22 protein-coding genes are annotated in these 26,449 nt (G+C 70.4%); 13 read left to right on the top strand and 9 right to left on the bottom strand.

Annotated elements, in window-relative coordinates; genetic code table 11:
* Window positions 1–9: 9 nt before the first annotated feature.
* Window positions 10–1,215, bottom strand: coding sequence for a 3-oxoadipyl-CoA thiolase (pcaF, locus tag ACZ6Z4_RS20320; RefSeq protein ID WP_465566328.1), 1,206 nt, complete (start codon window positions 1,213–1,215; stop codon window positions 10–12).
* Window positions 1,212–1,649: a hydroxyphenylacetyl-CoA thioesterase PaaI gene (gene paaI / locus ACZ6Z4_RS20315; protein WP_465566326.1), complete on the bottom strand. Its 438-nt coding sequence runs from the start codon at window positions 1,647–1,649 to the stop codon at window positions 1,212–1,214. Before paaI ends, pcaF begins: the two co-directional genes overlap by 4 nt.
* A gap of 78 nt (window positions 1,650–1,727) precedes the next feature.
* On the opposite strand from paaI, the gene paaN reads away from it, so the two are divergent.
* From paaN to ACZ6Z4_RS20260, 11 genes are all read left to right on the top strand, one after another.
* Window positions 1,728–3,401 carry a phenylacetic acid degradation protein PaaN gene (gene paaN, locus ACZ6Z4_RS20310; RefSeq protein ID WP_465566323.1) on the top strand — a complete coding sequence of 558 codons (1,674 nt, stop codon included), beginning with the start codon at window positions 1,728–1,730 and terminating at the stop codon, window positions 3,399–3,401.
* Window positions 3,394–4,779: a serine hydrolase gene (locus ACZ6Z4_RS20305; protein ID WP_465566320.1), complete on the top strand. Its 1,386-nt coding sequence runs from the start codon at window positions 3,394–3,396 to the stop codon at window positions 4,777–4,779. Before paaN ends, ACZ6Z4_RS20305 begins: the two co-directional genes overlap by 8 nt.
* Before the next feature lie 4 nt (window positions 4,780–4,783).
* Window positions 4,784–5,302: a flavin reductase family protein gene (locus tag ACZ6Z4_RS20300; protein ID WP_465566317.1), complete on the top strand. Its 519-nt coding sequence runs from the start codon at window positions 4,784–4,786 to the stop codon at window positions 5,300–5,302.
* A 30-nt stretch (window positions 5,303–5,332) separates the two neighbouring features.
* Window positions 5,333–6,364 (top strand): zinc-dependent alcohol dehydrogenase family protein, encoded by a 1,032-nt coding sequence (locus ACZ6Z4_RS20295; protein WP_465566314.1) that lies wholly within the window; start codon window positions 5,333–5,335, stop codon window positions 6,362–6,364.
* Window positions 6,365–6,533: 169 nt separating this feature from the next.
* A complete protein-coding gene (locus ACZ6Z4_RS20290; RefSeq protein WP_465566311.1) occupies window positions 6,534–7,769 on the top strand; it encodes an ABC transporter substrate-binding protein in 1,236 nt (411 codons plus the stop codon).
* A gap of 51 nt (window positions 7,770–7,820) precedes the next feature.
* Complete coding sequence (locus tag ACZ6Z4_RS20285) at window positions 7,821–8,720, top strand: carbohydrate ABC transporter permease (RefSeq protein WP_465566305.1); 900 nt, start codon at window positions 7,821–7,823, stop codon at window positions 8,718–8,720.
* Window positions 8,717–9,622 (top strand): carbohydrate ABC transporter permease, encoded by a 906-nt coding sequence (locus ACZ6Z4_RS20280; protein WP_363669970.1) that lies wholly within the window; start codon window positions 8,717–8,719, stop codon window positions 9,620–9,622. The genes ACZ6Z4_RS20285 and ACZ6Z4_RS20280 overlap by 4 nt, the downstream gene beginning before the upstream one ends.
* 140 nt (window positions 9,623–9,762) lie before the next feature.
* A complete protein-coding gene (locus ACZ6Z4_RS20275; protein ID WP_465566298.1) occupies window positions 9,763–11,388 on the top strand; it encodes a hypothetical protein in 1,626 nt (541 codons plus the stop codon).
* A gap of 40 nt (window positions 11,389–11,428) precedes the next feature.
* On the top strand, window positions 11,429–11,836 hold the full coding sequence (locus ACZ6Z4_RS20270) for a hypothetical protein (RefSeq protein ID WP_465566295.1): 408 nt from the start codon (window positions 11,429–11,431) through the stop codon (window positions 11,834–11,836).
* Window positions 11,837–12,002: 166 nt separating this feature from the next.
* The gene (locus ACZ6Z4_RS20265; protein ID WP_465566292.1) at window positions 12,003–12,902 is read left to right on the top strand and encodes a TIGR03619 family F420-dependent LLM class oxidoreductase; all 900 of its coding nucleotides are present in this window, start codon (window positions 12,003–12,005) and stop codon (window positions 12,900–12,902) included.
* Window positions 12,903–14,014: 1,112 nt separating this feature from the next.
* A complete protein-coding gene (locus ACZ6Z4_RS20260; RefSeq protein ID WP_465566289.1) occupies window positions 14,015–15,796 on the top strand; it encodes an NHL domain-containing thioredoxin family protein in 1,782 nt (593 codons plus the stop codon).
* A 65-nt stretch (window positions 15,797–15,861) separates the two neighbouring features.
* On the opposite strand, the gene ACZ6Z4_RS20255 is transcribed toward ACZ6Z4_RS20260, so the two are convergent.
* The 7 genes from ACZ6Z4_RS20255 to ACZ6Z4_RS20225 form a co-directional block, all read right to left on the bottom strand.
* Window positions 15,862–16,110, bottom strand: coding sequence for a DUF6458 family protein (locus tag ACZ6Z4_RS20255; protein WP_363669960.1), 249 nt, complete (start codon window positions 16,108–16,110; stop codon window positions 15,862–15,864).
* 256 nt (window positions 16,111–16,366) lie between these two features.
* Window positions 16,367–17,143: a DUF4097 family beta strand repeat-containing protein gene (locus tag ACZ6Z4_RS20250; RefSeq protein ID WP_465566285.1), complete on the bottom strand. Its 777-nt coding sequence runs from the start codon at window positions 17,141–17,143 to the stop codon at window positions 16,367–16,369.
* Between the two features lie 133 nt (window positions 17,144–17,276).
* Complete coding sequence (locus tag ACZ6Z4_RS20245) at window positions 17,277–18,530, bottom strand: hypothetical protein (protein WP_465566282.1); 1,254 nt, start codon at window positions 18,528–18,530, stop codon at window positions 17,277–17,279.
* Entirely contained in the window at window positions 18,527–19,192 is a 666-nt protein-coding gene (locus tag ACZ6Z4_RS20240) for a hypothetical protein (protein WP_465566279.1), read from the bottom strand. Before ACZ6Z4_RS20240 ends, ACZ6Z4_RS20245 begins: the two co-directional genes overlap by 4 nt.
* Window positions 19,189–20,475, bottom strand: a complete 1,287-nt coding sequence (locus ACZ6Z4_RS20235) for a hypothetical protein (protein WP_465566276.1) — start codon at window positions 20,473–20,475, stop codon at window positions 19,189–19,191. The genes ACZ6Z4_RS20240 and ACZ6Z4_RS20235 overlap by 4 nt, the downstream gene beginning before the upstream one ends.
* Window positions 20,476–20,832: 357 nt before the next feature.
* Window positions 20,833–22,692 carry an acyl-CoA dehydrogenase gene (locus ACZ6Z4_RS20230; protein ID WP_465566273.1) on the bottom strand — a complete coding sequence of 620 codons (1,860 nt, stop codon included), beginning with the start codon at window positions 22,690–22,692 and terminating at the stop codon, window positions 20,833–20,835.
* A 128-nt stretch (window positions 22,693–22,820) separates the two neighbouring features.
* Window positions 22,821–23,726 carry an endo-beta-N-acetylglucosaminidase H gene (locus tag ACZ6Z4_RS20225; protein ID WP_465566269.1) on the bottom strand — a complete coding sequence of 302 codons (906 nt, stop codon included), beginning with the start codon at window positions 23,724–23,726 and terminating at the stop codon, window positions 22,821–22,823.
* A 201-nt stretch (window positions 23,727–23,927) separates the two neighbouring features.
* On the opposite strand from ACZ6Z4_RS20225, the gene ACZ6Z4_RS20220 reads away from it, so the two are divergent.
* Both ACZ6Z4_RS20220 and ACZ6Z4_RS20215 read left to right on the top strand, forming a co-directional pair.
* Complete coding sequence (locus tag ACZ6Z4_RS20220; RefSeq protein WP_465566266.1) at window positions 23,928–25,229, top strand: MFS transporter; 1,302 nt, start codon at window positions 23,928–23,930, stop codon at window positions 25,227–25,229.
* Between the two features lies 1 nt (window position 25,230).
* Complete coding sequence (locus ACZ6Z4_RS20215) at window positions 25,231–26,394, top strand: anhydro-N-acetylmuramic acid kinase (protein ID WP_465566263.1); 1,164 nt, start codon at window positions 25,231–25,233, stop codon at window positions 26,392–26,394.
* Window positions 26,395–26,449 lie beyond the last annotated feature (55 nt).

The raw sequence follows: 26,449 nt of genomic DNA, 5'->3' as shown, positions 1-26,449 counted from the left end.
CGGACCTCTCTACGGTCGGGCGAGCAAGGTGGCGATCCCCTGCCCGACGCCGATGCACATGGTGGTCAGCGCGTACCCGGCGTCGCGGTGGCGAAGCTCCAGGGCGGCGGTCAGCGCGAGGCGGGCACCGGACATCCCCAGGGGGTGACCCAGGGCGATGGCGCCGCCGTTCGGGTTGACGTGCTCGGCGTCGTCGGGCAGCCCGAGCTCACGCAGTACGGCGAGCGACTGCGCCGCGAACGCCTCGTTCAGCTCGACCACGCCGACATCGGCGAGCGCGACTCCGGTCCGGTCGAGCAGCTTGCGGGTCGCGGGCGCGGGCCCGATCCCCATGATCCGCGGCGGGACACCGGCGGCCGCCGTACCGACGATGCGGGCCAGTGGGGTGACGCCGAGCCGCTCGACGGCCTCGCCGCTCATCACCAGCAGCGCGGCCGCGCCGTCGTTCACGCCGGAGGCGTTGCCGGCGGTGACCGTGCCCGGGTCGCGGAACGGGGTCTTCAAGCCCGCAAGGGCTTCCAGCGAGGTCTCGCGCGGGTGCTCGTCGGTGTCGACGACGGTCACCGCGCCACGCTTGCCGGGGACCTCGACGGCGACGATCTCCTCGGCCAGCCGGCCGTTCGCGATCGCCTTGGCCGCGCGCTGCTGGCTGCGCAGCGCGAACAGGTCCTGGTCCTCGCGGCCGATCCCGAAGTCGGCGGCGACGTTCTCCGCGGTCTCCGGCATCGAGTCGATCCCGTACTGCTTCTTCAGCACCGGGTTGACGAACCGCCAGCCGATCGTGGTGTCGAAGATCTCCGCAGACCGCGAGTACGCCGAGGTCGCCTTGGGCATCACGAACGGCGCCCGCGACATCGACTCGACGCCACCGGCGATCACCATGTCGTTGTCACCGGCAACGATCGACCGGGCCGCCGACGCGACCGCGTCCAGCCCGGAACCGCAGAGCCGGTTGATCGTCGACCCGGGCACGCTCTCCGGCAGACCCGCCAGCAGCACGGCCATCCGCGCGACGTTCCGGTTGTCCTCCCCGGCCTGGTTCGCGCAGCCGAGCACGACGTCGTCGATCGCCGCGGGGTCGAGCGACGGGTGCTTGGCCAGCAGAGCCCGGATCGCCCCCGCCGCGAGATCGTCGGGCCGGACCGCGGCCAGCGCGCCGCCGTACCGGCCGATCGGGGTGCGGACGCCGTCGACAAGGTAGGCGGTGCGGGTCATTCGGACTCCTCGATGACGGTTCCGGACAGTTGGCGGCTGCGGCCGCGGAACTCGGCGACCACCTCGTCGCCGCGGGTGACGGTCACGTCGTAGATCCCGTTCCGCCCGTACGCCGTCCGCTCGCGCGCCTCCGCGACCAGCACGTCACCGCGCCGGGCGGCCGCGACGAAGACGATGTCGCAGGCCTGCGCGACGGTGACCAGGTTGCGCGAGTTGCAGGCGAACGCGAACGCGGAGTCGGCGAGCGTGAAGACGAAGCCGCCGTGGGCGATACCGTGGCCGTTCACCATGTCGTCGCGCACCGTCATCTCCAGACGCGCCGTGCCGGTTCCGACCTCGATCAGGCGCATTCCGAGCATCGCACTCGCGGTGTCCTCGGCCCACAGTGCGGCCGCCACCCGGGACGGCAGATCCTCGCCGATGCCCTCACCCATGCTGTTACACCCTATCGCCGATTCGTCTGCCGACTGTAACATCAGCCTCGTCGACCACCTCAGCTTGGAGCGCACCCGATGACATCGACCGACTGGCTCGCCACCCACCGCGACCGCCTCGACGGGGCGCTGGCCGCGATCCGCAGCCGTGGCTACTTCTCCGCCTTCCCCGAGTCGCCGAGCCCGCGCGTGTACGGCGAGACCGCCGCGGCCGACGGCAAGGCCGCCTTCGAGCAGCATCTCGGCCAGGAGTACGCCCTGGCCACCCCGGGCGCGAACGGATCGGTGGTCACCGAGCAGTCGCCGTTCGGGATCGAGCTGAACGTCGAGTACCCGCGGACCACCGAGAGCGGCCTCGACGAGCTGCTCGCCGCGGCCCAGGCCGGGCTGACCGACTGGCGCAAGGCCGGCATCGACGGCCGGACCGGCGTCGCGCTGGAGATCCTCGACCGGCTGCACAAGCGCGTCTTCGAGCTCGCCAACGCCGTCCAGCACACCAGCGGCCAGGCGTTCGTGATGGCGTTCCAGGCCGGCGGTGCGCACGCGCTGGACCGCGCGCTCGAGGCCGTCGCCTACGCGTACGAGGAGATGAACCGGTACCCGGCCGAGGCGGTCTGGGAGAAGCCGGCCAAGGGCGACCCGATCCGGATGACCAAGAACTTCACCGTCACCGGCCGCGGCGTCGCGCTGGTGATCGGCTGCAACACGTTCCCGACCTGGAACTCCTGGCCCGGCCTGTTCGCCTCGCTGGTCACCGGCAACGCCGTCGTGGTGAAGCCGCACCCGCTGGCCGTGCTGCCGCTGGCGATCACCGTCGACGTCTGCCGCGAGGTGCTCACCGAGGCCGGGCTCGACCCGAACCTGGTCACCCTGGTCGCCGAGCGCCCCGGCGACGGCCTGGCCAAGCCGCTCGCACAGCGCCCCGAGGTGAAGCTGATCGACTTCACCGGCGGCAGCGAGTTCGGCGAGTGGCTGGAGCAGAACGCGACCCAGGCCACGGTGTTCACCGAGAAGGCCGGCGTGAACGCGGTGATCATCGACTCGACCGACTCGTTCAAGGCGCTCTGCAACAACCTGGCCTTCACGCTCTCCCTGTACTCCGGCCAGATGTGCACCACCACCCAGAACCTGTTCGTCCCGGCCGGCGGCATCGAGACCGACGAGGGGCACAAGTCGTTCGACGAGGTCGGCGCCGGGATCGCGACCGCGATCGGCAAGCTGCTCGGCGACGACGCCCGCGCGGTCGAGATCCTCGGCGGGATCGTGAACCAGGCCGTGATCAGCCGGCTCGAACTGGCCGACGAGTACGGCGACGTCGTGCTGCAGTCGCGGGCGATCAAGCACCCGGCGTACGAGGACGCGGTGGTCCGCACGCCGCTGCTGGTCGCGGTCGACGCCAAGGACGAGGGCGTCTTCGCCAAGGAGTGCTTCGGGCCGGTCTCGTTCCTGGTCCGGACCGCGGACACCAAGGAGTCGATCGCGCTGTTCGGCCGTACGGTCGCCGAGGGCGGCGCGATGACCGCCGGGATCTACTCGACCGACTCCGGCGTGCTGGAGCTGGCCCGCGACACCGCGCTGGACGTCGGCGTCGCGCTGTCGGAGAACCTGACCGGCCAGGTCTTCGTGAACCAGTCGGCCGCGTTCAGCGACTTCCACGGCACCGGAGCGAATCCGGCCGCCAACGCCACGTACACCGACGGCGCCTACGTTGCGAGTCGCTTCCGCGTCATTCAATCTAGGCGGCATGCCTAACCCTGTGGATGACCGCTCTCTGACCGAAGTCCTCGAGTACTACGACAGCTGGCTGGCGTTCAACCAGCGCTACCAGCGGGTCCCCGGGGTCCAGGCTGCCGTGTACGCCGGGGAGCGCGTCGCGTTCTCCTCGGCGTACGGCTCGGCCGACGTCGAGGGCGGCGTCGCGCTCACCACCGACCACCTGTTCCGGATCGCGTCGCACTCCAAGACGTTCACCGCGACGGCCGTGCTGCAGCTGGTCGAGCAGGGCCGGCTGCGGCTCGACGACAAGGCGTCGGCGCACGTCACCGAGATCGTCGGGACGCCGCTCGGTGAGCGCACGCTGCGCGACCTGCTCAGCCACGCCGGCGGCGTCACCCGGGACAGCCTGGAGGCCGACTTCTGGCAGCTCGCGACGCCGTTCCCGGACCGCGAGCACCTGCTCGCCGTGCTGCGGGCGGACACGTCGGCGGTGCTCGAGGACAACGACCGGTTCAAGTACAGCAACATCGGCTTCGGGCTGCTCGGGCTGGTGATCGAGGCGGTCACCGGTACGTCGTACAACGAGCACGTGCAGACCGCCGTCGTGAACAAGCTCGGCCTGGCCGGCCTCGGGCCGGAGCTCGACCCGGCGCGCAGCACGGAGTACGCCGTCGGCTACAGCGCCTACGCGTACGCCGACCAGCGGGTGCCGATCGAGCACGTCGACACCCGGGCGCTCGCCGCCGCGACCGGCTTCTACGGCACCGCGCACGACCTGGTCAGCTACTGGTCGGCGCACCTGAAGGGCGACGAGCGGCTGCTCAGCGACGCCTCGAAGCGGCAGATGCAGCACGGGCTGTGGCGGACGATGGAGGAGGACGGGCCGAAGTACGGGCTCGGCCTGATGATCAACCAGGTCGCCAAGCGCGACGTCTTCGGGCACGGCGGCGGCTACCCCGGACACATCACCCGCTCGATGGTCGACGCCGAACGGCGGGTCGCGGTGGCGGTCCTGACCAACGCGATCGACGGCCCGGCCGCGCAGCTGGCCGAGGGCGTGCTGAAGCTGATCGACCTGGCGGTGTCGAAGGAGCGTGGCGAGGGCGACCTGGCCCGGTTCACCGGCCGGTTCGCGAACCTGTGGGGCGTGACGGACATCGCGCTGCTCGGTGGGCGGCTCTACCAGATCGACCCGACCGCGGCCGACCCGACGGCCGAGCCGATCCTTTTGTCGCCGTCCGGTGACAGCGCGCTCCGGGTGACGAGCGGCTCCGGCTACGGCGGCTACGGCGAGGACCTGCGGTTCGAGTTCGATGCCGACGGCAAGGTCGCCGAGGTGCGCGGGGCGAGCGGCCTGGTCAGCCGCCCGATCGAGCAGTACTCGCTGCCCGAAAAGGTCACCGCCGTACGCTGACTTGGTGACCATCCATGGCGACCACCCGTTCCTGCCCGCGGAAGGCGACCGGAGCCCGGTCCGGCGCTTTCGCGGGCGGCTAGCGTCACCGGTCGGGCTCTGGACCTCGGCGTACGCCGGGAAGCGGGCCGGGCTGACCGTGTCCTCGATGGTGGTCGGCGACGGCGACCCCGGGGTCGTGGTCGGGCTGATCGACCCGGACTCCGACCTCTGGGAAACGTTGCGGCAGGCAAAGACCGCCGTGGTCGGGCTGCTCGGCGGGCCGCACCAGCAGCTCGCCGACGCCTTCGGGTACGTCGCGCCCGCACCCGGCGGCCCGTTCCGGATGCTGGAGTGGACCGACACCGACTGGGGCCCGGCGCCGGTCGGCGTCAGCGCCTGGGCCGGCTGCCGCCTGGTCACCGAGGACCCGCCCGAAGCCGGCTGGTCGCTGCAGGTCCAGCTGGCCATCGAGCACGTCGAGCTGCTCGCGGACGACGTACCACCGCTGGTCCACCGGCGTGGCCGCTACACCGTCCTCTGACCCGTCAGGGTCCGGGCCTATGCTGCGGACATGCGAGCCACCACGATCCACGCCCCCTTCGACGTCCGGCTCAGCGAGGTCCCGGACCCGGTGATCGTCGACCCGACCGACGCGGTGGTGAAGATCGTCGCCGGGTGCATCTGCGGCTCCGACCTGTGGTCGTACCGCGGTGAGAACAAGATCAAGCCCGGCAGCCGGATCGGGCACGAGTACGTCGGCATCGTCGAGGAGGTCGGCCCCGAGGTCCGCACCGTGAAACCCGGCGACTTCGTGATCACCCCCTTCGTGGCCAGCGACGGCACCTGCCCGAACTGTCTGGCCGGCTACCAGTCGGTCTGCCAGAACCTGGTCGGGATCAGCAGCGACCGCGCCGACGGCGGCCAGGGCGAGTACGCCAAGGTCCCGTACGCCGACGGCACGCTGGTCGCGACGCCCGGCGTACCGGACGACGCGCTGATCCCGTCGCTGCTGACGCTGTCCGACGTGATGGGCACCGGCTGGCACGCGGCCCGCGCGGCCCGGGTGAAGCCCGGCGACACCGTCGTGGTGGTCGGCGACGGCGCGGTCGGGCTGTGCGGCGTACTGGCCGCGGCCCGGATGGGCGCGGAGAAAGTCGTTGCCTTGTCGCGGCATCAGAGTCGGCAAGAACTTGCCACCACGTTCGGTGCGACGCACATCGTGGCCGAGCGCGGCGACGGCGCGCGGGACGCGGTGCTGGAGCTGACCGACGGGGTCGGGGCGGACGCCGTCCTGGAGTGTGTGGGCACCGACCAGTCGTTCACGACCGCGTTCGAGATCGCGCGGGCCGGTGCGACGGTCGGGTTCGTCGGCGTACCGCACGGGGTCGAGGTGCCGATCCGGAAGATGTTCAGCAAGAACGTCGGGCTGGCCGGCGGGGTGGCGCCGGTGCGCGCGTACCTGCCGGAGCTGATGGCCGACGTACTGGCGGGGGAGATCAACCCGGGACTCGTGTTCGACCAGCAGCTCCCGCTCGAACAGGTGGCCGAGGGCTACCTTTCGATGCACGAACGGCGAGCGGTCAAGACCCTTCTGTGGCCCTGACCTACACATTCGGACAAAAGGTGTCACATGTGCACAACTTGCTGGGGTGGAACGTTGACACCCCAGGACGGCGGTGCCCAGAGTTGGCCCGTCAAGGACCGCTCCACGAACTGATCGGAGAAAGAAAATGCGTGGTGGTTGGAGCAAGACCGTAGCGGCGCTGGGTGCCGTGGGTCTTCTCGCGGTCAGTGCCTGCGGGAACAGCGACGACGGTGGCGGCAGCGGCGACTCGGCGAGCAAGGACGTCACCGTCTTCACCTGGTGGGCCGACGGCGGCGAGAAGGCCGGGCTGGACGGACTCGTCTCGACGTTCGGCACCGAGTGCAAGGACTACAAGTTCGTCAACTCCGCCGTCGCCGGTGGCGCCGGCTCGAACGCCAAGCAGGTGCTGGCCAACGACCTGGCCGCGGGCAAGCCGCCGGCGACCTTCCAGGCGCACGCCGGCGCCGAGCTGGGCGACTACATCAAGAACGGCCAGGTCGACGACGTCAGCGACCTCTACAAGGAGTTCGGCCTCGACAAGGCCTTCCCGCAGAGCCTGATCGACAACCTGACCGTCGACGGCAAGATCTACTCGGTGCCGGCCAACGTGCACCGCGCCAACGTCGTCTGGACCAGCCCCGCGGTGCTGAAGAAGGCGAACCTGGACGCCACCAAGGCCCCGGCCTCGGTCGACGCCTGGATCGCCGACATGGAGAAGCTGAAGGCGGCCGGGGTCAAGGCTCCGCTGGCCACCTCCAAGGGCTTCGCCGAGGAGATGGTGATGGAGGTCGTGCTGCTCGCCGAGCTCGGCCCGGACAAGTTCACCGGCCTGTGGAACGGTCAGACCGACATGGCCGGCGCCGACGTCACCGCCGCGCTGGAGAAGTTCAAGAAGATCCTGTCGTTCAGCAACGCCGACCGCGAGGCGATCGACTGGCCGGACGCGCTGCAGTACGTGAACAAGGGCCAGGCGGCGTACACGGTGATGGGTGACTGGGTCGCGGCCCAGCAGCTCGCCGACAAGGTGCCGGACTCGGCGTACACCTACTGGCCGGCGCCGGGCACCCAGGGCAACTTCCAGTACCTGGCCGACTCGTTCACGCTGCCGACCAACGGCCAGACGCCCGAGGGCGCCAAGTGCTGGCTGAAGGTCGTCGGTTCGGCCGAGGGCCAGAAGGCGTTCAACACCAAGAAGGGCTCGATCCCGGCGCGTTCCGACGCCGTCGTGACCGACTACCCGAAGTACCAGCAGTCCGCGATGGCGGACTGGAAGGCGAACAAGATCGTCCCGTCCTGCGCCCACGGTGCCGCGTGCACGCTCGGCCAGAACGACTCGATCCTGTCCGCGATGGGTCAGTTCAGCAGCGGCATGGACGTCGGCGTACTGCAGAAGGCACTCGTCGCGGCCGCCAAGCCGAACTGATCCTGACCTAGCTCTCAACCGGCCGACCAACGATTCGGAGTCCTGAGTCTCATGCACGGAAGGATCCGTACCTGGGGACCGGGGGCACTGGTACTGGTGCCCACGGTCCTGCTGCTCGGGTACTTCGTCTACGGGCTGATCGCCTGGACGTTCAACACGTCGCTGACGGACAAGCACAACGCCCGGCCGGTGCCGACGAACCACGTCGGCTTCGAGAACTACGTCAACCTGTTCGGTGAGGAACGGTTCCTCAACTCGCTGAAGAACCTCGGCGTGCTCACGGTGGCGTTCATCGTGGGCACGCTGATCTTCGGCCTGCTCTGGGCACTGCTGCTGGAGAAGGGGGTCCCGGGCGAGAGCGTCTTCCGCTCGGTCTTCCTGTTCCCGATGGCGGTGTCGATGATCGCGTCCGGTGTCGTCTGGGGCTGGTTGCTGAACCCGTCCCAGGGCGACGACGCGCGCGGCCTGAACCGGCTGTTCTCGATCCTGCACCTGAACTTCCTGGAGAACCCCTGGTGGACCGCGGGGTCGCGATGGACGACGATGGCGTCCATCGCGCTGCCCGCGGTCTGGCAGCTGTCCGGCTACATCATGGCGCTGTTCCTGGCCGGCTTCCGCGGCATCCCGCCGGAGCTCCGCGAGGCCGCGCGGGTCGACGGCGCCTCGGAGTTCAAGCTCTACCGGCACGTGCTGTTCCCGCAGCTGTCGCCGATCGCGCTGTCCGCGCTGATCATCCTCGGCCACATGTCGCTGAAGCTGTTCGACCTGATCTACGCGATCACCGGGCCGAACCAGTTCCGCACCGAAGTGCCGTCGGTCTACATGTGGAACACCTTGCTGCGCAGTGACATGGCCAAGGCGGCCGCGATCGCGATCGTGCTGCTGGCCGTCGTCGCTGTCCTCGTCATCCCGTACGTCGCGTACACCGTCCGGCAGGAGAGCGAAGAATGAGCGTCGTCGAGGCCGGTCAGGCGACCGGCAAGGCTGCCGCCGCGGTCCGCAACAAGCCGCGGCGCAACGCGGTCAGCGACGGCTCCACCCGGACCAGCCGGACCGTGCGGTACGTGCTGCTGGTGCTCTTCCTGCTGTTCGTGCTGACACCGGTGTACGTCGTACTGATCACCAGCTTCAAGACCTCGCAGGACACCACCGCCGCCGCGCAGTGGTCGCTGCCGGAGACCTGGACGCTCGAGCCCTGGCGCAAGGCCTGGGACGTGCTGCAGCCGTACATGGTCCGCTCGCTGTCGCTCGCCGTACCGGCCGCGATCCTGGCGTCGCTGATCGGATCGGCCAACGGGTTCGTGCTGGCCCGCTGGCGCTTCCCCGGTGCCAACCTGGTCTTCGCGTTCATCCTGTTCGGGATGTTCATCCCGTACCAGGCCGTGATGCTGCCGCTGCGCCAGACCTACCAGGACCTGGACGTCACCCGCGGCATCCCGACGCTGCTGATCACCCACGTCATCTACGGCATCCCGATCTGCACGCTGATCTTCCGCAACTACTACGCGACCGTGGTCCCGAACGAGATCATCGAGTCGGCCCGCGTCGACGGCGCCGGGCTGGTCCAGACCTACCTGCGGATCATCCTGCCGATCTCGATCTCCGGCTTCGTGGTGACGCTGATCTGGCAGTTCACCTCGGTCTGGAACGACTTCCTGTTCGCGCTGTTCCTGACCCAGCAGAACAACGGGCCGGTCACGCTCGGCCTGGCCGCGCTGGCCGGTGGGCAGAAGGTCGACTACGCCGCGTCGATGGCCGGCGCGCTGATCACGTCGTTCCCGACGCTGCTGGTCTACATCGTGCTCGGGCGCTGGTTCATCGGCGGGCTGATGGCCGGTGCGCTGAAGGGCTGATTCCTTTCTCTGTACGGCCCGTGGATCCCCTGGTGGAGCCACGGGCCGTAGTACTTACGTGACGGCGTGTCGTAAAGGTTGTCCACAGGACTCGCGCACTGCCCTGCGGCAGGGTGGGCTTCGGCGGTAATCTCGCCAGGGTGACCAAGTCACGAGACCGGGACGGACGCGGCAGCCACCTGCGGCTGGTCGGCTCCACCCCCGGGCCGAACCCCCCGCCCACCGCGGGTGTCGACGACGCCGACACCACGCCGAGCGTCGCCGTGCTGGACACCCTGCAGGAGACCCTGCTGCTCGACCTGGCCGCGGCCCCACCCGCCCTGCACCCCGTGATCGCCGAGGCCTCGGTGGCCCGCTCGGCCGCCCTGCTCGCCGACCAGCTCTGGCCCGCCGGCCGCCCCGACGAGATCGGTGAGGTCGAGCGCTTCTTCTGGGCCGACGCGGCCCGCGTCCTCGGCGAACGCCGCGACGTGGATTCCTTTGTCCTGCTGACGAGTCTGGCCCGTACGGTCGGCCCCGCGGGCCGGCTGCCGTTGCAGCGGGCGCACCTGTCGCGGGGCCGGACGCAGTACGACGTACCGGAGTGGGTGTCGCGGATCGCCGGTTTCCGGCTGACCAGCGCGATCGTCTCCGAGGACGTGACCGGCGACGGGTTGAGCGTCGTCCTGGACTACGACGACGAGCATCACCCGCACACGCTGGTGGTCTTCGTCGACAACAACCTGGGCGCGATCGCCAAGGACGTCTTCGTCGGGCCGCCGGTCGACCGCGTCGTCGAGGCCTATCAGCGCGGCGGCCGGGTCACCGTCCGCACGGTCCGCCCGGCGACCGCCGCGGGCATCATCCTGCAGGCGCTCGGCTACACCCACGACCACGACGAGCCGCCGGTCACCGAGGACTTCGAGTTCTTCTCGGGTTTGCTGGTCAACCGCCTCACCCAGCTGCCGGAGCGTCCGGTCCGCCCGCCGATCCGTCCCCTGCTGTCGCCGCGCCAGCGCGAGCAGCTGGTCGAGGAGTTCCTCGCGTCGCCGTACGCCGAAGGTCTGCCCGACGACACCGGCGACATCGCCCACCTGTGGATCGACCACGCCGTCGACCGCACCGTCGGCGGGCCCTTGCGGGTCAGCGCCGTCCTCGTCGAACTCTTCCTGGCCAACTGGCTTCCCCGCAAAGTCCTTGCCAACAGCACCTACTTCGGCCATGTGCCGCCGGTCGTCAAGGCCTGGCTCCAGTTCGCCGGCGACCGCACCCAGCTCGACCTGGACGCCATCGAAGAAGCCGTCGACGCGGTCGACGTCTGGACCCCCGCCCTGGAAGCAGCAGCGTTGGACGACCCCATCGCCGGCGAACGAGTCTTCCTCGACGAAACCAGCACCGATCTCGACGAGGCCTACCGTTCCCTCTCCGGCCTCGGCACCCCACCCCGCCCCGACCTCGAAGGCCTCGACAAAACCCAGGCGGCAACGCTCTCGGTCCTGGCCCCCCACGCCTGGCTCCTGGCGGGCGAAACCCTGGGCATCCCCTACGCCCCCGACGCCTTCGCCATCGCCGAACGCCTGGTCCGAGAGGCCCCCGACCTCCTCACCAAGGCCCGCCTCTCCACCTGGCCCCGAGCCATCGTCTGGCATCTCGCCCACCACCACCGCCTGGTGGGCCCCGGCGAACCCATGACCCCCCACACCCTCGCCGCGGACCTCGCCTCCTCACCTCCCACCCTTCGCAAAACCACCAAGCTCCTCACCGACACCCTGGTCCTCCCGAGGTAGGGAACGCCGCGGGTGGGCGCCGGTGTGGAACGCTGCAGGTATGGAAGCAGTCAGCACGTTGGCAATCGGTGTTGAGCTTCACCTCGTCCCGACCGCCGAAGGCGGCCGCGACAGCGCCCTCGCCGGCGGCCACGCTCCTGCCGCTCGCTTCGCCTATCGCCCCAACTGGGGGCTGCCGCCGTGGGGTCCCGGTGAACAGACCGCCGGCCCGGTCCTCGGGTTCTCCACCACCGACATCCAGCCCGGCGAATCCACCCGAGCAGTCCTCGTCCCCACGATTCCCGACCACTTCCCCACCTGGCGCATGGTCCAGCGTGGCGACGTCCTCCGCATGTACGAAGGCCCGCGGGTCCGCGGGCTGGGGACAGTCGCCTGGATCGAGACGGCAAGCTGGCCGATGCCGGCGTACGAGCAGGAGAAGCTCACCCGCTGGTTGAGCGAGGCCTAGCCACGCCGAGCAGTTGTTGAGCGCCGCGGGTTTCTGGCACAAGCACGCCGCGCTCTGATGTGGGGTCGGGCGGCGTACCGGACTAGGCTCCAATTGAAGATTCAACTGGCCGACCGGGTGTTGCCGCTGTCGTGCGGGGACGGTCGGTTGGGGTCTGGAGGCGTGAATGAAGATCGGGTTTGCGGTGCCGGCGCTCGGGGACGTGGCGCCTGCGGTCGGACGGGTGGCGGAGTTCGCCCGGGAGGCGGAGCGAGCGGGGGCGGCGAGCCTCTGGGTGGGGGACCGGAACTTCGCCGCCGTGAACCCGAAAGTGGGGGCCGGCGGGCGGGGGAACACGATCCCGGTCGAGTACTGGACGGCCGCAGACCCGTTCGTCGCGCTCGCGGTAGCCGCGGCGGCGACCGAGCGGGTGCAGCTCGGAACGCATGTACTGATCGCGCCGCTCTACCCGCCGGTGCAGCTCGCACGAAGTCTGACGACCCTCGACCTGGTCAGCGGCGGCCGACTGATCCCGGGCTTCGGCGTCGGCTGGTCACCCGAGGAGTACGAAGCGGCTGGTCTCGACTTCCACCAGCGCGGCGCCCGGCTCGACGAACTCCTGGACGTGCTCAACCTGCTCTGGACCGAAAACCCGGTCGAGTACCACGGCAAACACCTCGAGCTCCCGCTCCAGCACGCCCCTCTGAAACCGGCCCAGCAGCCGCATCCACCGATCTACCTCGGCGGATCCGCCCCCGCCTCCCTGGAACGCCTCGGACGGCGAGCCAACGGATGGTTGCCGCTGGCCATGGTCCCGGTCTTCGTCAACGTCGACCTCCTGCTCGCCGAACGCGCCGCCATCGACACCGCCGCCCGCGCAGCCGGCCGCGACCCCGCGGAGATCGACACCGTCCTGCGAGTCAACGTCGTCGCCGGCACCCCAACCACCCAAGTCGTCGACACCATCCGCATGATCGCCGACCGCACCGGCATCAACCACTTCCTGATCGACTCCATGTCCCTCCCAACCGTCGACGCCACCCTCGACCTGGTCACCGAGGTGATGAAACGCGTCAACCAGGGCTGACCGGCGATCGCCGTCACCAGAGCTCAGCGCGGACGCCCTCAACCACGCCTCACGGCGGACGCCCATCACCTTCCAACGGCCGCCGCGGGGACAACTCCCCGCCTGGCGGAGCCCGCGCAGACGGAAATCGGCGGGTTAGTGGGTGATGGACGTCCGCGCCGAGAGTCCCCGCCCACCCGCGCGAGGTGCTGACGGTCGGCCCTACGCTCGCCAAAGGCGTCCGCCTGACCGCCACGCCCGAGCAGAGCAAGCCGCGATCGCCCGCCTCCGCTCACGCACCCACCCGGTCCGCCCCCCACCTCGCCGTCCGGCTCTGCCACCCCCCGTCCGCCTGACTCGCCTACCCGCCGCGCCCCGCCTCATCCGCCCGGCCGCGCCCGCCTTGCCCCGCCCCTCCTCGCCCGGCACACCCGCTCGCCCGCTCGGCGTTGCGTCGACATCCACCACTGATCAACGGTCGCAAGGGGAGCGACTCCCCGCTTGGCCGTCGCGGCTGAGGTGCGTCGCTGGCGGGTTGTTCAGTGGTAGGTGTCGGCGCGCGGCTCGCTCACCCGCGCGTTTCGCCGGCCCCGCCCCGGCCGCCCGCTCGCCTCGGCCGGCGTCGCGTCGACATCCACCACTGATCAACGGTCGCGAGGGGAACGGCTCCCCGCCTGGCCGTCGCCGTTGAGGTGCATCGGCGGCGGGTTGGTCAGTGGTGGGTGTCGGCGCGCGGATCGCCCACCCGTGTGGCTCGTCCACCGGCGCGGCTCGCTCACCCGCGCGCCTCGCCCGCCGGCCGCTCACCCGGCCGCCTCGCCTCGCCGCGCCTCGCCCGCCCGTCCGCTCCGCCGCTCGCCAGCCCCGCCCCGGCCGCCTGCTTGCCTCGCCCGCTCGCCTCGGCCAGCGTCGCGTCGACATCCACCACTGATCAACGGTCGCGACAGGAGCGGCTCCCCGCTTGGCCGTCGCGGCTGAGGTGCGTCGGTGGCGGGTTGGTCAGTGGTGGGTGTCGGCGCGGCCCGCCCGTTCGCTCTCGCCGAGCGTGGTCGGGTGGTCACCGGTGGGCGGCGACCACCCTCCACGGTGGACCACCTCGGCGTACCAGTTGAGCTCAAGCGGACAATGGAGTCATGCATGTGCGCGCGCCGGAGCTCAAGGGTCGGGGATGGTTGAACACCGGAGGGAGCGAGCTGAAGCTCGCGGACTTCCGGGGGCGGTTTCTGTTGCTCGACTTCTGGACGTTCTGCTGCATCAACTGTCTGCACGTGCTCGACGAGTTGCGGCCGTTGGAGGAGAAGTACGGCGACGCGCTGGTGATCGTCGGTGTGCACTCGCCGAAGTTCGCGCATGAAGGCGAGGAGGCGGCGGTGAGGTCGGCCGTCGAGCGGTACGAGGTCGGGCATCCGGTGCTCGACGATCCTGAGCTCGTCACCTGGCAGAACTACACCGCCCGCGCCTGGCCGACGCTCGTGCTGGTCGACCCGAACGGTTACATCGTCGCCCAGTACTCCGGCGAGGGCCACGCGCACGCGCTCGACGCGCTGCTCGGGGAGTTGATCGCCGAGCACGAGCAGGCGGGCACGCTGACTCGTGGCCGGTCGCCGTACGTCGCCCCGGTGGCGGAGCCGACCGAGTTGCGCTTTCCCGCCAAGGTGATTGCCTCAGGCAAGGGGTTCCTGGTCGCCGATGCCGGGAACCACAGCGTCGTCGAGCTCGCCGAGGACGCGCAGACCGTCGTACGCCGCTTCGGCAGCAAGACCCGGGGCTTCGCCGACGGCGCGCCGACGGACGCGTCGTACTCGGAGCCGAACGGGCTGACGTTGCTCCCAGACGAGATCGCGAAGCGCGTCGGGTACGACGTGGTCGTCGCCGACACCGTGAACCACGCGCTGCGAGGGATCACGCTCAGCACCGGCGAGACCCGGACGCTGGTCGGCACCGGCAAGCAGTGGATGGACGGCGACGGCACCGACGTCCTCAGCTCGCCGTGGGATGTCGCGTGGTGGGACGACAAGGTCTGGATCGCGATGGCCGGCGTGCACCAGCTGTGGACGTTCGACCCGCTGACCGGGGTCACCGAGGTCGCGGCCGGTACGACGAACGAAGGGCTGCGCGACGGCGCGCTGAAGGAGGCGTGGTTCGCGCAGACCAGCGGGCTCGCGGCCGACGGCGACCGGTTGTGGCTCGCGGACTCGGAGATCTCCGCGCTGCGGTGGATCGACGACGAGGTGCACACCGCGGTCGGGACGGGGCTGTTCGACTTCGGGCTGCGCGACGGCAAGGCCGAGGAGGCGCTGCTGCAGCACCCGCTCGGCGTCACCGCGCTGCCCGACGGGTCGGTCGCGGTGCTCGACACGTACAACGGAGCGGTGCGGCGGTACGACGTACGGCAGAACCTGGTCGAAACGATGGCGACGGGGCTGGCGGAGCCGAGCGGGGCTGTTGTCGTGGGCAACGATCTGCTGGTCGTCGAGTCGGCCGCGCACCGGTTGACCCGGGTGCCGCTCGGCGCGTCCGCGCAGGTCGACGAGTTCAGCACGCGGTCGCAGCGGCCGCCGATGGAGATCGCCGGGGGAGAGGTCACCCTCGAGGTCGTCTTCACGCCGCCGCCGGGGCAGAAGCTCGACACCCGGTACGGGCCGTCGACGCGCCTGCTGGTCTCGTCCACGCCCGAGAACCTCCTCCGGGAGGGCGCCGGTGACACCACCGACCTGACGCGCCGGTTGGTGATCGACGAGCGGGTGGGCGACGGCGTCCTCCACGTCGCCGTCCAGGCGGCGTCCTGCGACGACTCCGACGCGGTGGAATTCCCGGCTTGCCACATGCACCGCCAGGACTGGGGCGTCCCGGTCGTTGTCACCCCTGGTGGGCCGACGCGCTTGGAACTGGTGCTCTCAGGCGCCACCAACTGAGCAGACGGCCGACCCCGTGGTGCCCACCTGAGCACCCCGGGGCCGGCCGTTGCCAGTAGGAGCTGTTACTCCTTGATGTCGCGGTGGTGTTCCTCCACGACGCGGTACTCCTCCTCGACCGCGGGGTCGAGGGACTCGTTCGGGACCCGGCGCCGGCGGTTGGTGATGTAGAACGAGAGCACGATGCCGAGTGCTCCGGCGAGCAGGAAGATGTAGCCGACGACGGTCAGGTCGACCGCGTCCCAGGAGTCGCGGACGGCGAACGCGAGGATCGCGCCCACCACCATCAGGAAGATCCCCACACCGATGCTCATCAGAGCCTCCTCGTGAAGTCGTTCGACACTGTCGACGCTACTCCCGCCCGCGGGCGGAATCCATCAACGACGGGTGTCGATCACGCCACTTGCGAAGGCCAGGTACCCGGGGGCAAACCTGGGCGGCCCGGCGAGTGCCCGGCAGGCGCGGCGGCGAGTACGGCGTCCGCGCGGTGCTCCCCGCCGGCGCCGACCGACTTCGCCCGCTCCGCGGGGAGCTGGGCCGGGCAGCGGGGCGGCCCGGGAGGCCGCCGACTCACGAGCCCCGGGCCGTCAGCTCCACATCGCCCGACACCGTCGTGGCCTTGATGGTGTGGTCGGCCTGCAGAGCATCCCCGAGGCCGTTCTCCACCTCACCGCTGCGGGTATCCGTCTCGACGCGGTAGGCGCCGCTCGGCGCGCTGACCTCGACATCGCCGCTCGTCACGTCGGCCGTGACGTCGTTCGCCTCGGCGAGATCCAGCGTCAGGTCGCCGGACGTCGTACGGACGTTGACCCGCCCGCCCTTCAGCCCGTTGGCCTCGATGTCGCCCGAGGTGGAGACCACGTCGAGCCGCCCGTTCAGCCGGTCGACCCGCACGTCCCCCGAGGTGAGGTCGAGCTTCACGTCGCCTGAGACGTCGGCGAGTTCGATCTCGCCCGAGCGCGACTTGAGGTCGACCGCGCCCGTCCCGGTGAGCGCGAGGTCGCCGCTGCCGTTGTCGCCGCTGATCTTCGTCCCGCGCGGCACGGTCACGATGTAGTCGGCGCGGCAGTGCCAGCCGCAGTCGCCGTTCAGCTTCAGCGTGTCCCCGTCGACCGAGAAGCCGTCGTCGCGCTTGAGCAGCCAGTAGTTCCGCTTCACCTGCACGGTCGTCTCCGAGCTGTCGGAGACCTTCACGGTCACGTCCGAGTTCGGTGAGTCGAGCTGCACGGTGGCGATCCGGTCGCTCACCTCGTGGGTGTCGTCGGCCTGCTTGTCACCCCACGTCCACACGGCGAGGCCGATCCCGGTCACCAGCAGCAGCGCTCCGACCTGCTTGACGTCAGCCATCGTCCGTTCCCATCCCTCGTCCCGCCCGATCCCGTCGCCACGACACTAGGTCGGTACGGCGTACCGCTGGATCCGGCGCGAACCCCCAGCCACCCCTGACCACCACCTAGGGGCACCGCAGACACGCCCCGGGTCAGGACCGGTGCTGACCCCGCAGCACCGCGGCCGGCAGGTCGTCGGTCAGGTTGCCGAAGAACGTCCGCGCCCACAGGTCGGTCCCGTGCCAGTACGGCCCGTCCTCACCGGGCAGCGACTTCGGCGCCGTCCCGGACTTCAGCGCCCGCCGGCACTCGGCGCACAGCGGCAGCGGCACCGTCGTCCCACCGCTCTCGACCTGCGTCGGCCGCCCGGAAGCCCTTCCGTGCAAGGGATTGAAGGCGCACAGCGGCGGTACGTCGACCACCTTGCGGTCCGCGGCGATCGCGACCGCGGCGTCGTACTCGCGCCGGGCCTGGTCGAGCAGCACCATCGCGCCGACCAGGTCCACCAGGTCGCGCGACGAGTCGAGTACCTTGCCCGCGGCGGCGTGCGCGTCGAGCGCGGCCTGCTGGTGCTCGAGCCCCTGACCGGCCGCCGACGGCAGCGCCGCCAGCTCCGATCCGAGCGTGGTCAACTCGGCGGTCGTCTCCTGCGTCAGCCGGCGCCGCCGCTCGGCCGCGACGGTCTGCGCCACGTGCGGCGGGATGCTGAACGCCTTCTCCCGACGCGGCCGGCCGGACCGCCCGGAAGACCGCAGCCCGATCACCAGCGCCAGCAGCACGAGCACCACCACCACACCCGTGACCACGATCCCGGTCACCGACCCGACCCCCTCGGACTCCGAGGAGCCCGACGAAGACTTGGGCGACCCCGGCACCTCCTTCCGGTCCACCGGCCCGAGCGCCGGCCCGGCGAGCAGCTCGTAGAAGCGAGCGACGGCCTCGGCCGGCCCGGAGTCGTACCCCGTGTCCTCCAGCGCGTGCGACCGCGCGTTCTGCAGCCGGTCGTCGTCCTCGTCGAGCGCCGCGACGTCGTGCGCCTTGTAGTACGGGAACCGCGAGCCGCCGTCGACCACGACGTACAGGCCCGGCTTGCGCAGCGCGTCGATGACGAGGGTCAGGACGTTCGACTCCTTGCCCTGGAAGGCGTCGCTCGGCGTCAGCGGCAGGATGATCGTGTACACGTCGTACGAGAGCGCCTCGCCCTTGCTCCGCACCGAGGTTCGCAGGTTCTCCGGCAGCCCGGTCCTGTACGCCGCGTCGACGTACAGCGGGTCCTTCGCGAGCGCGGACGCGATCTCGCGGGCCCGCTCGGCCGGGGTCTCGGCAGCCTCCGCCGGTACGGCGATCAGCGTCAGCAGGCCCAGCAGCATCGCCACGAGCCCGGTCCTAGCGATCAGCGCCTTCACTGCCGTCCTCCTCGTCGGGCGACCAGTGCCGCCAGTCCCAGCACCAGGGCAGCGACCAGCGCGCCGCCCATCAGTCCGATCAGGCCACCGCCGACGCCGTTCCCGATCGCCTTGCCGACCGTGAACCGCTCCGGCGGGGAGTCCGGCCCGTCCTCGCGCGGCGGCAGCGGTTCGGTCCGGGCCGGGTCGGCGTCGTACCGGTCGTTGACCTTCACCTCGTCGAGGTACTCGCCGAGCAGCTGCGCCGGGGTCTGCTTGGAGTCGCCGTACGTCCGGTTCGGGCCCCAGGCGTGCACTTGGTGCTCGATGCCGGTGGCGATCCAGTCCTCCATCACCAGGTACAGCCCCGGCTTGCCGTTCGCGGTCGCGAGCCAGCCGGCGAGCAGCTCGGTGTCGCCCTTCTCCAGGTACCAGGTCCCGGTCGGCACCACCGCGACGTACACAGGCACCGGCGAGGTCGCGATCCGCGCCTGCATGGCCTCGACCTGATCGGCGTACGCCGACGTGTACTGCGGGTCGACGTAGACCGGCTGATCCTTCCACGCGGCGACGGCCGCGGTGATCCGCGGATCGGTCGGTACGGCGCTCCACGCGGTCGCGGGCAGACCGATCACCAGTACGACGGCCGCAAGAGCCAGCGCGCAGGCGCGGCGCAGCATCATCGAACCCCTCCGTACGTCCGCTCGACGCGCTCGGCCAGGTCGTCGGACAGCGCGCCGAAGCCGGTCGCGACCATCGGGCTGTCCTCGGGGTCGAGCTCCCAGTACGGGATCAGGTCGCGGCCGAACAACCCGGACGAGCCGGGGACCTGCAGGCCACGCGGGGTCTCGCCGCGGCTGACGGTCTGCGCGCAGGTCGCGCAGGCCGGGACGTCGGTCTCGTCGGACCAGGCGGCGGTCGCGGTCCCCGAGGGATGCGTCGGATCGAAGAAACAAGGTGGCTGCACACCGTTGCCGCTGGCCACTTGATGAGCCTGCCGCGCCAGCACGTACGCCCCGGTCAGCGCGAGCAGAGCCTCCGCGGACGTCCGGCCCGCGTCGGCCCGCTCTGATCCCGTCTCTGCCGTGCGCAGGACCTTCGCCGCGTCCAGCCGGGCACGCGCGTCGTCGCGCCGGTCGAGCTGTGCACGCGTCGGTTTCTTCAGCCTCTCCAGGGAACTGACTGCACGACCTGCCTTGGGGATCCACCGATCAGCCTGAGACCGAACAGCGGACAACCTGGTCGCACCTGATGACGACTGCTTCTTGGACGTCACCGGCTTGCGCTTCGACCGCCCCCGCAGCACCGGGACCAGCACCAGCAGGAACCCGATCACCCCACCGACACCCATCCCCGTGAACGCGGTCAGGTCCTCCTTGTCGGTCACCGACCGCCCGGTCCGCGGCGTCCGCGGGGGCGTCAGATCACTCGCGGGGATCACCGGCAGCGCGCGCCCGTCGAGCGCCGTCGCGGCCTGCTGGATCGTCCGGACGATCTTCGGCGCCGGCCGGTCGACCACCATCCCCCGGTCCGCGTCGTCCTCGGACTGCACGCTGCTCAGGCTCCGCCCGCGCAACCCGCCCGCCCGAAACAGCTCCGCAGTCGTCGCCCAGTAGTCGTCCGACACCGTCGCCACGAGGTACAGCCCCGGCTGCCCGGTGCGCGCCTGGAGCAGCGTCGGCAGGTCGTACGTGATGTCCTTCAGGTACGGCGTCCGCGGCACGATCGCGACGTACACCGAGAGCCCCGGCGTGGCCACGGCGGCCCGGATCCGGTCGAGCTCGGTCTTCGGGAACGCGACCCGCAGCGCCGGGTCGAGGTAGACGCGGTCCTTGGTCCAGGCGGTCGCGATCTGGTCCGGGAGCTCGGGCGGGGCAGCGGCGGGCGCTGTGGCGTGGGCGGGGCCGGCCGGCAGGAACGCCAGTACGGCGAGCAGCACGGCCAGGGCGCGGAGACGGGCGGACATCGCGCTCACCTTACGTCGACCGGTTGCCTTCACGCCTGCACAGACGTCCCGTGGACGCCCGTGGTTCCGGGTTGGACGCGGCCCTGGCCCGGACAGGGGAGACCAGGCCAGGGACGCGGTGTTTCAGGACGGAAACGTTGCTACAGGTGAGCGCTCCTGGGGAGGCCAGATTGCAATCTGCCCCGACCTGCCCCGGAAAAACCCGCTCGACCGTGCCGCCGCACGCAGCCCGGACGAGCGCCGTACGCGCTCCGGTCGAGCCGCCGTACGCGGCCCTGCGGGCGGGAAGAACGACGTCCTCCGCGGGGAGGGGCTCCCGCGGAGGACGTCGGCCGGGGGCGACTCAGGGGGTCGGCGTCAGAACGCCGACTCGGGCAGGTCCATCACGTCGAGGTCGGTCAGCTCGGCCTTGACCCGCTCGGCGCGCACGGTCGGCATCGTCGAGCGCACGAACCACTGCGCCGCGGCGATCTTGCCGGTGTAGAAGTCCTGGTCGGCCGGCGACAGCTCGCCGCCCAGCTTCTCCAGCGCGACCTCCGCCTGCCGCAGCATCAGCCACGAGCAGACCACGTCACCGAGCACGTAGAGCAGCCGCGACGTGTTCAGCCCGACCTTGTAGATGTTGCGCGGGTCGCCGTTCTCGGCCTGCGGGTTGCTGGCCATCAGCGCCTGGCCCATCACACCGAGGATCTTGTTGGCGTCCTCCAGGCCCTTGGCGAGCAGCCCGCGCTCCTCCTTGAGCCGCCCGTTGCCGGCCTCGGAGGTGACGAAGCCCTGGATCTGCTCGGCGAGGTGGCCGAGCGCCTGGCCCTGGTCCTTGATGATCTTGCGGAAGAACAGGTCCTGGCCCTGGATCGCGGTGGTGCCCTCGTACAGGGTGTCGATCTTGGCGTCGCGGACGTACTGCTCGATCGGGTAGTCCTGCAGGAAGCCGGACCCGCCGAAGGTCTGCAGCGACTCGGTGCCGAGCAGCGTCCAGGACTTCTCCGAGCCGTAGCCCTTGACCAGCGGCAGCAGCAGGTCGTTGACCCGCTCGGCCAGCTCGTCGTGCTCCCCGGCGTACCGGGCCTGCTCGGCGCGGTCCTGGTACGTCGCGGTGAACAGCACCAGTGCGCGCAGCGCCTCGGCGTACGACTTCTGCGTCATCAGCGAGCGCCGTACGTCGGGGTGGTGGGTGATGGTGACCCGCGGCGCGGTCTTGGCGGCGTTGGTCAGGTCGGCGCCCTGGACCCGCTCCTTGGCGTACTCGAGCGCGTTCAGGTAGCCGGTCGACAGCGTCGCGATCGCCTTGGTGCCGACCATCATCCGGGCGTACTCGATGACCTGGAACATCTGCGCGATGCCGTCGTGCACCTCGCCGAGCAGGTAGCCCTTGGCCGGCGTGGTCTCGCCGAAGGTGATCTCGCAGGTGGTGGAGACCTTGATGCCCATCTTCTTCTCGACGTTGGTGACGAAGGCGCCGTTGCGCTCCCCGGTCAGCTCGCCGGTCTCCAGGTCGAAGTCGTACTTCGGTACGACGAACAGGCTCAGGCCCTTGGTGCCTGGGCCGCCGACGCCGTCGATGCCCTGCGGGCGGGCCAGCACCAGGTGGACGATGTTCTCCGACATGTCGTGGTCGCCGGAGGTGATGAACCGCTTGACGCCCTCGATGTGCCAGCTGCCGTCGTCCTGCAGCGTGGCCTTGGTCCGCCCGGCGCCGACGTCGGAGCCGGCGTCCGGCTCGGTCAGCACCATCGTGGCGCCCCAGCCACGGTCGATCATGATCTGGGCGATCTTCTTGTCCCGGTCGGTGCCGTTGCGCCAGAGCACGTGCGCGAAGTTCGGCCCGGCGGCGTAGATGTGCACGGCCGGGTTGGCGCCGAGCACCATCTCGGCGGCGGCCCAGCGCAGCGACGGCGGCGTCGGCTGGCCGCCCAGCTCCGGCGGCAGCTCGAGCTTGAACCACTCGGCGTCCATGTAGGCGTGGTAGCTCTTCGCGAACGACGCCGGCATCGTCACCGCGTGCGTGGCCGGATCAAAGACCGGCGGGTTGCGGTCGGCGTCCTCGAACGACTCGGCCAGCTCGTTCTTGGCCAGCCGGTCGATCTCGCCCAGCACCTCGCGAGCGGTGTCGACGTCCATGTCGGCGTACGGGCCCTGCCCGAGCACCTCGCCGCGGCCGAGCACCTCGAGCAGGTTGAACTCGATGTCGCGCAGATTCGACTTGTAGTGGCTCACAGTGTCCCCTTCGCTGTACCCGCCAGTAACTTGAGTATATACCGGCCGGTAACGAAGACAAAGCGCAATCGGCCACCAGGCGGAATCCCTGGTGGCCGATTGTCCGTACTGCGGCGTACTGCGAAGCGCTACGGCGTGTAGACCGTGCCGCTCCCGTAGAGCGGGTTGGTGAAGCCGGAGATGTAGCTGCTGGCGTTGGATGCGCCGAGGTCGTAGGTCAGGAAGACGCCGTAGCCCTCGTTCTTGGTGCGGGTGGCCAGGCTGGCGGCGTTCGACGAGACGTTGATCTGGACCGCCGCCGGGGACAGCTTGGACTTCGCGGCCGGGCCGCGCGGGACCGACCAGGTGCCGTAGTACGGGTTCCAGGCGTAGTTGAACTTCTCCGCGACGCTCTGGCCGTTGTAGCTGAGCCGGGCCGCGGCCGGGCCGATGTCGTACAGGGTGATGATCTTGTTCGGCAGCTTCTGGCGCAGCGCCGTCACCAGGTGGAAGAACGAGCTGGCGTTCGGCTGCGGGGTGCCGTTGACGCCGTAGTCGGCGTACTCGTCGTCGAAGTCGATGCCGTCCAGGCCGTAGCGGTTGACCGCGTCGGCCAGCAGCTGGGCGAAGGCGGCGGCGCTGGCCTGCGACGGGAAGTTCGCGAAGCCGGCGCCCTGGTGGTTGCCGAGGATCGACAGCAGGACCTTGATCCCCTTGCGCTGCAGGGGCCGGACCTCGGTCTCGACGTTGTCCAGCACCCGCTGCACGTTCTCGTTGAAGTGCAGGTACGCCTTCGAGCCGTCGTAGTTGATGTTCGCCGCGAAGATCACCGCGATGTCGAAGACCTGGGCGCCGCCGTTGGCCAGCGTGTACTTGCCGACGTTCAGCATGCTGTTGTTGTTGACCTCGACGTAGGCGACCGAGATCGGGCCGTTCTTCGCGCGCGGCCGGCACTCGGCGGCCGCGGCGGTCAGCGGGACGCCGACCGTGGCGGCGACACCGCCGGCGGCCATCAGGGTCAGCAGACTCCGGCGGCCTAGGAGCTCGTCTTTCATCTCTACCTCTTTCAGGGCGGGAAACGGGCGGAGATAAACCGGTATAGCTCCCCGATCATCGGCGGCCGTGCGGGCTGTGTCAAGGTTCGGACACAGGCGGTGATCAGCATTCGGGCCGGACTCGCGGTTTGGGAAACGATGGACGAAGATGGTGAAGTCAGTGGGAGGAAAGTTACCGGGGGCGAGCGGGGAGAGGACCCGATGAGCAGCTCTGCAGGGACACCGACCGTGGACGTCCGGCGGCACCGCCGGTCGCTGGTCGCCGGCACCGTCGGCAACTTCGTCGAGTGGTACGAGTTCGGCGCCTACGGCTTCTTCGCGACCGTGATCGCGGCCAACTTCTTCAGCGCGACGTCGACCAGCGACGCCGAGAGCCTGATCAAGACCTACGCGTCGTTCGCGCTGGCCTTCTTCTTCCGGCCGATCGGCGCGGCGATCTTCGGCCGCGTCGGCGACCGGATCGGCCGGCGGCCGACGCTGATCCTGGTGCTGCTGCTGATGACGCTGTCGACCACGCTGATCGGCCTGCTGCCGACGTACGCGACGGTCGGGGCGGCCGCGCCCTGGCTGCTCACGCTGGTGCGAGCGCTGCAGGGGTTGTCGGCGGGCGGCGAGTTCGGCGGCGCGGTCGCGATCATGACCGAGTTCGCACCGCGCAACAAGCGCGGCCTGTACGGCGCGTGGCAGTCGCTGACCGTCGCCCTCGGCCTGCTGGTCGGCGCCGGGCTGGCGGCGATCCTGGCGACCGCGCTGAGCACGGAGGCGCTGCACGACTGGGGCTGGCGGGTGCCGTTCCTGCTCGCGCTGCCGCTCGGCCTGGTGGCGCTGTTCCTGCGGCTCCGGCTCGAGGAGACGCCGAACTTCGCGCGCGTCCAAGCCGTCGAGGAGCGCGAACCGGCCGGCAAGGCGGAGGTCGCGAAGGCGATCGCGCTGGGCATCGGCCGGCTGATGGGCTGGTCCGCGGCGGGGTACACGTTCCTGGTCGTGATGCCGTCGTACCTGCAGTCGACGCTGAACGCGACCTTCCAGCAGGCGCTGGTCGCGACCGTGCTGGCCAACCTCGGGTTCGCGGTCTCGATCATGCCGGCGGGCTGGATCAGCGATCGCGTCGGTCGCCGGCCGGTGATGGTGACGGGCGCCGCGCTGGTCGTCGTACTGGCGTTCCCGCTGATGAACCTCCTGCAGGACAAGGACTCCTCGAACGCGGCCAAGGGGATCGCGGTCTTCGTCGCCGGGCTCGTGGTCGGTTTGATGGCCGGGCCCGGACCGGCCATGCTGGCCGAGATGTTCACCACGCGGGCGCGCTACACCGGGCTCGGCCTGGCCTACTCACTGTCGAACGCGGTGTTCTCCGGCTCCGCCGGCCTGATCATCACCGAGCTGATCAAGCGGACCAAGAACATCGACATCCCGGCCTGGTACGTGATGATCACCTGTGCGATCAGCGTCGTCGCGCTGCTGACCCTGCGCGGCGACGACCACCAGCGGGAGCTCAAGGACTGAGATGCGTGTCATCGGACTGATGTCAGGGACCTCGTACGACGCGATCGACGCGGCCGCCGCCGAGCTGTCGTTCGAGGGCGACCAGCTGGTGCTGCAGCCGCTCGGGATGCTCAGCCGGCCGTACTCCGCGCAGCTGCGCGACGCGCTGGCCGCAGCGTTGCCTCCGGCAAGTACTTCGCTGGAGGCGGTGACCCGGCTGGACACCGGCATCGGGCAGGCGTTCGCCGAGGTCGCCGTCCAGGCCGTCGAGCAGCTCTGCGGCGGGCACGCCGACCTGATCGTGTCGCACGGGCAGACGGTCTTCCACTGGGTCGACGAGGGGGTCGTGCGCGGGACGCTGCAGATCGGCCAGCCCGCGTGGATCGCGGAGGCGACCGGGACCGCGGTGGTGTCGGACCTGCGGTCGCGCGACGTCGCGGCGGGCGGCCAGGGGGCGCCGCTGGTGAGCCTGTTCGACACGCTGTGGTTGCGCGGCCGCGGCGGTACGCCGGTCGCGCTCAACCTGGGCGGGATCGCCAACATCACCGTCGTACCGGCGGTGGGTGAACCCGTTGCCTTCGACACCGGTCCGGCCAACGCGCTGATCGACGCGGTGGTCGGCGAGCTGACCGCCGGGCGGCTCGCGTTCGACGCCGACGGGCTGATGGCCGGGCGCGGCACGATCCACCCCGAGCTGTTCGCGCGGCTGATGGCCGAGCCGTACTACGCGCGGCCGGCGCCGAAGAGCACAGGCAAGGAGTTGTTCCACCTGTCGTACCTGGCCGAGCGGATGCAGGGCCTGCCGGAGATCGCGCCGGACGACGTCGTCGCGACCGTCACCGCGCTGACCGCCAGGACCGTGGCCGACGCCGTCAAGGCGTACGGCGGGACGGAGGTGATCGCCGCGGGCGGCGGCATCCGGAACCCGGCGCTGATGCACCGCCTCGGCTGGGAGCTCGGCGACCTGCCGCTGCTGAGCACCGACGAGCTCGGGTTGCCGTCGGCGGCGAAGGAGGCGTACGCGTTCGCCGTACTGGGTTTCCTGACCGTGCACGGGCTGGCCGGGACGGTCCCCAGTTGTACGGGCGCGCGGCACGCTTCGGTGCTCGGGTCGATCACTCCTGGGCGCGGGCCGTTGCCGCTGACTGCTGCCGCGACGTTCCCGGCGAGCCTGCGACTGACTTGAGCGGCCGCCGACGGCTGCGGGTGCTCTGCGCTTGACCTGAGCGCGTGTGATCATC

This window comes from Kribbella sp. NPDC104740 (assembly GCF_055583505.1).
This window is presented reverse-complemented; position numbering and strand designations above follow the sequence as displayed.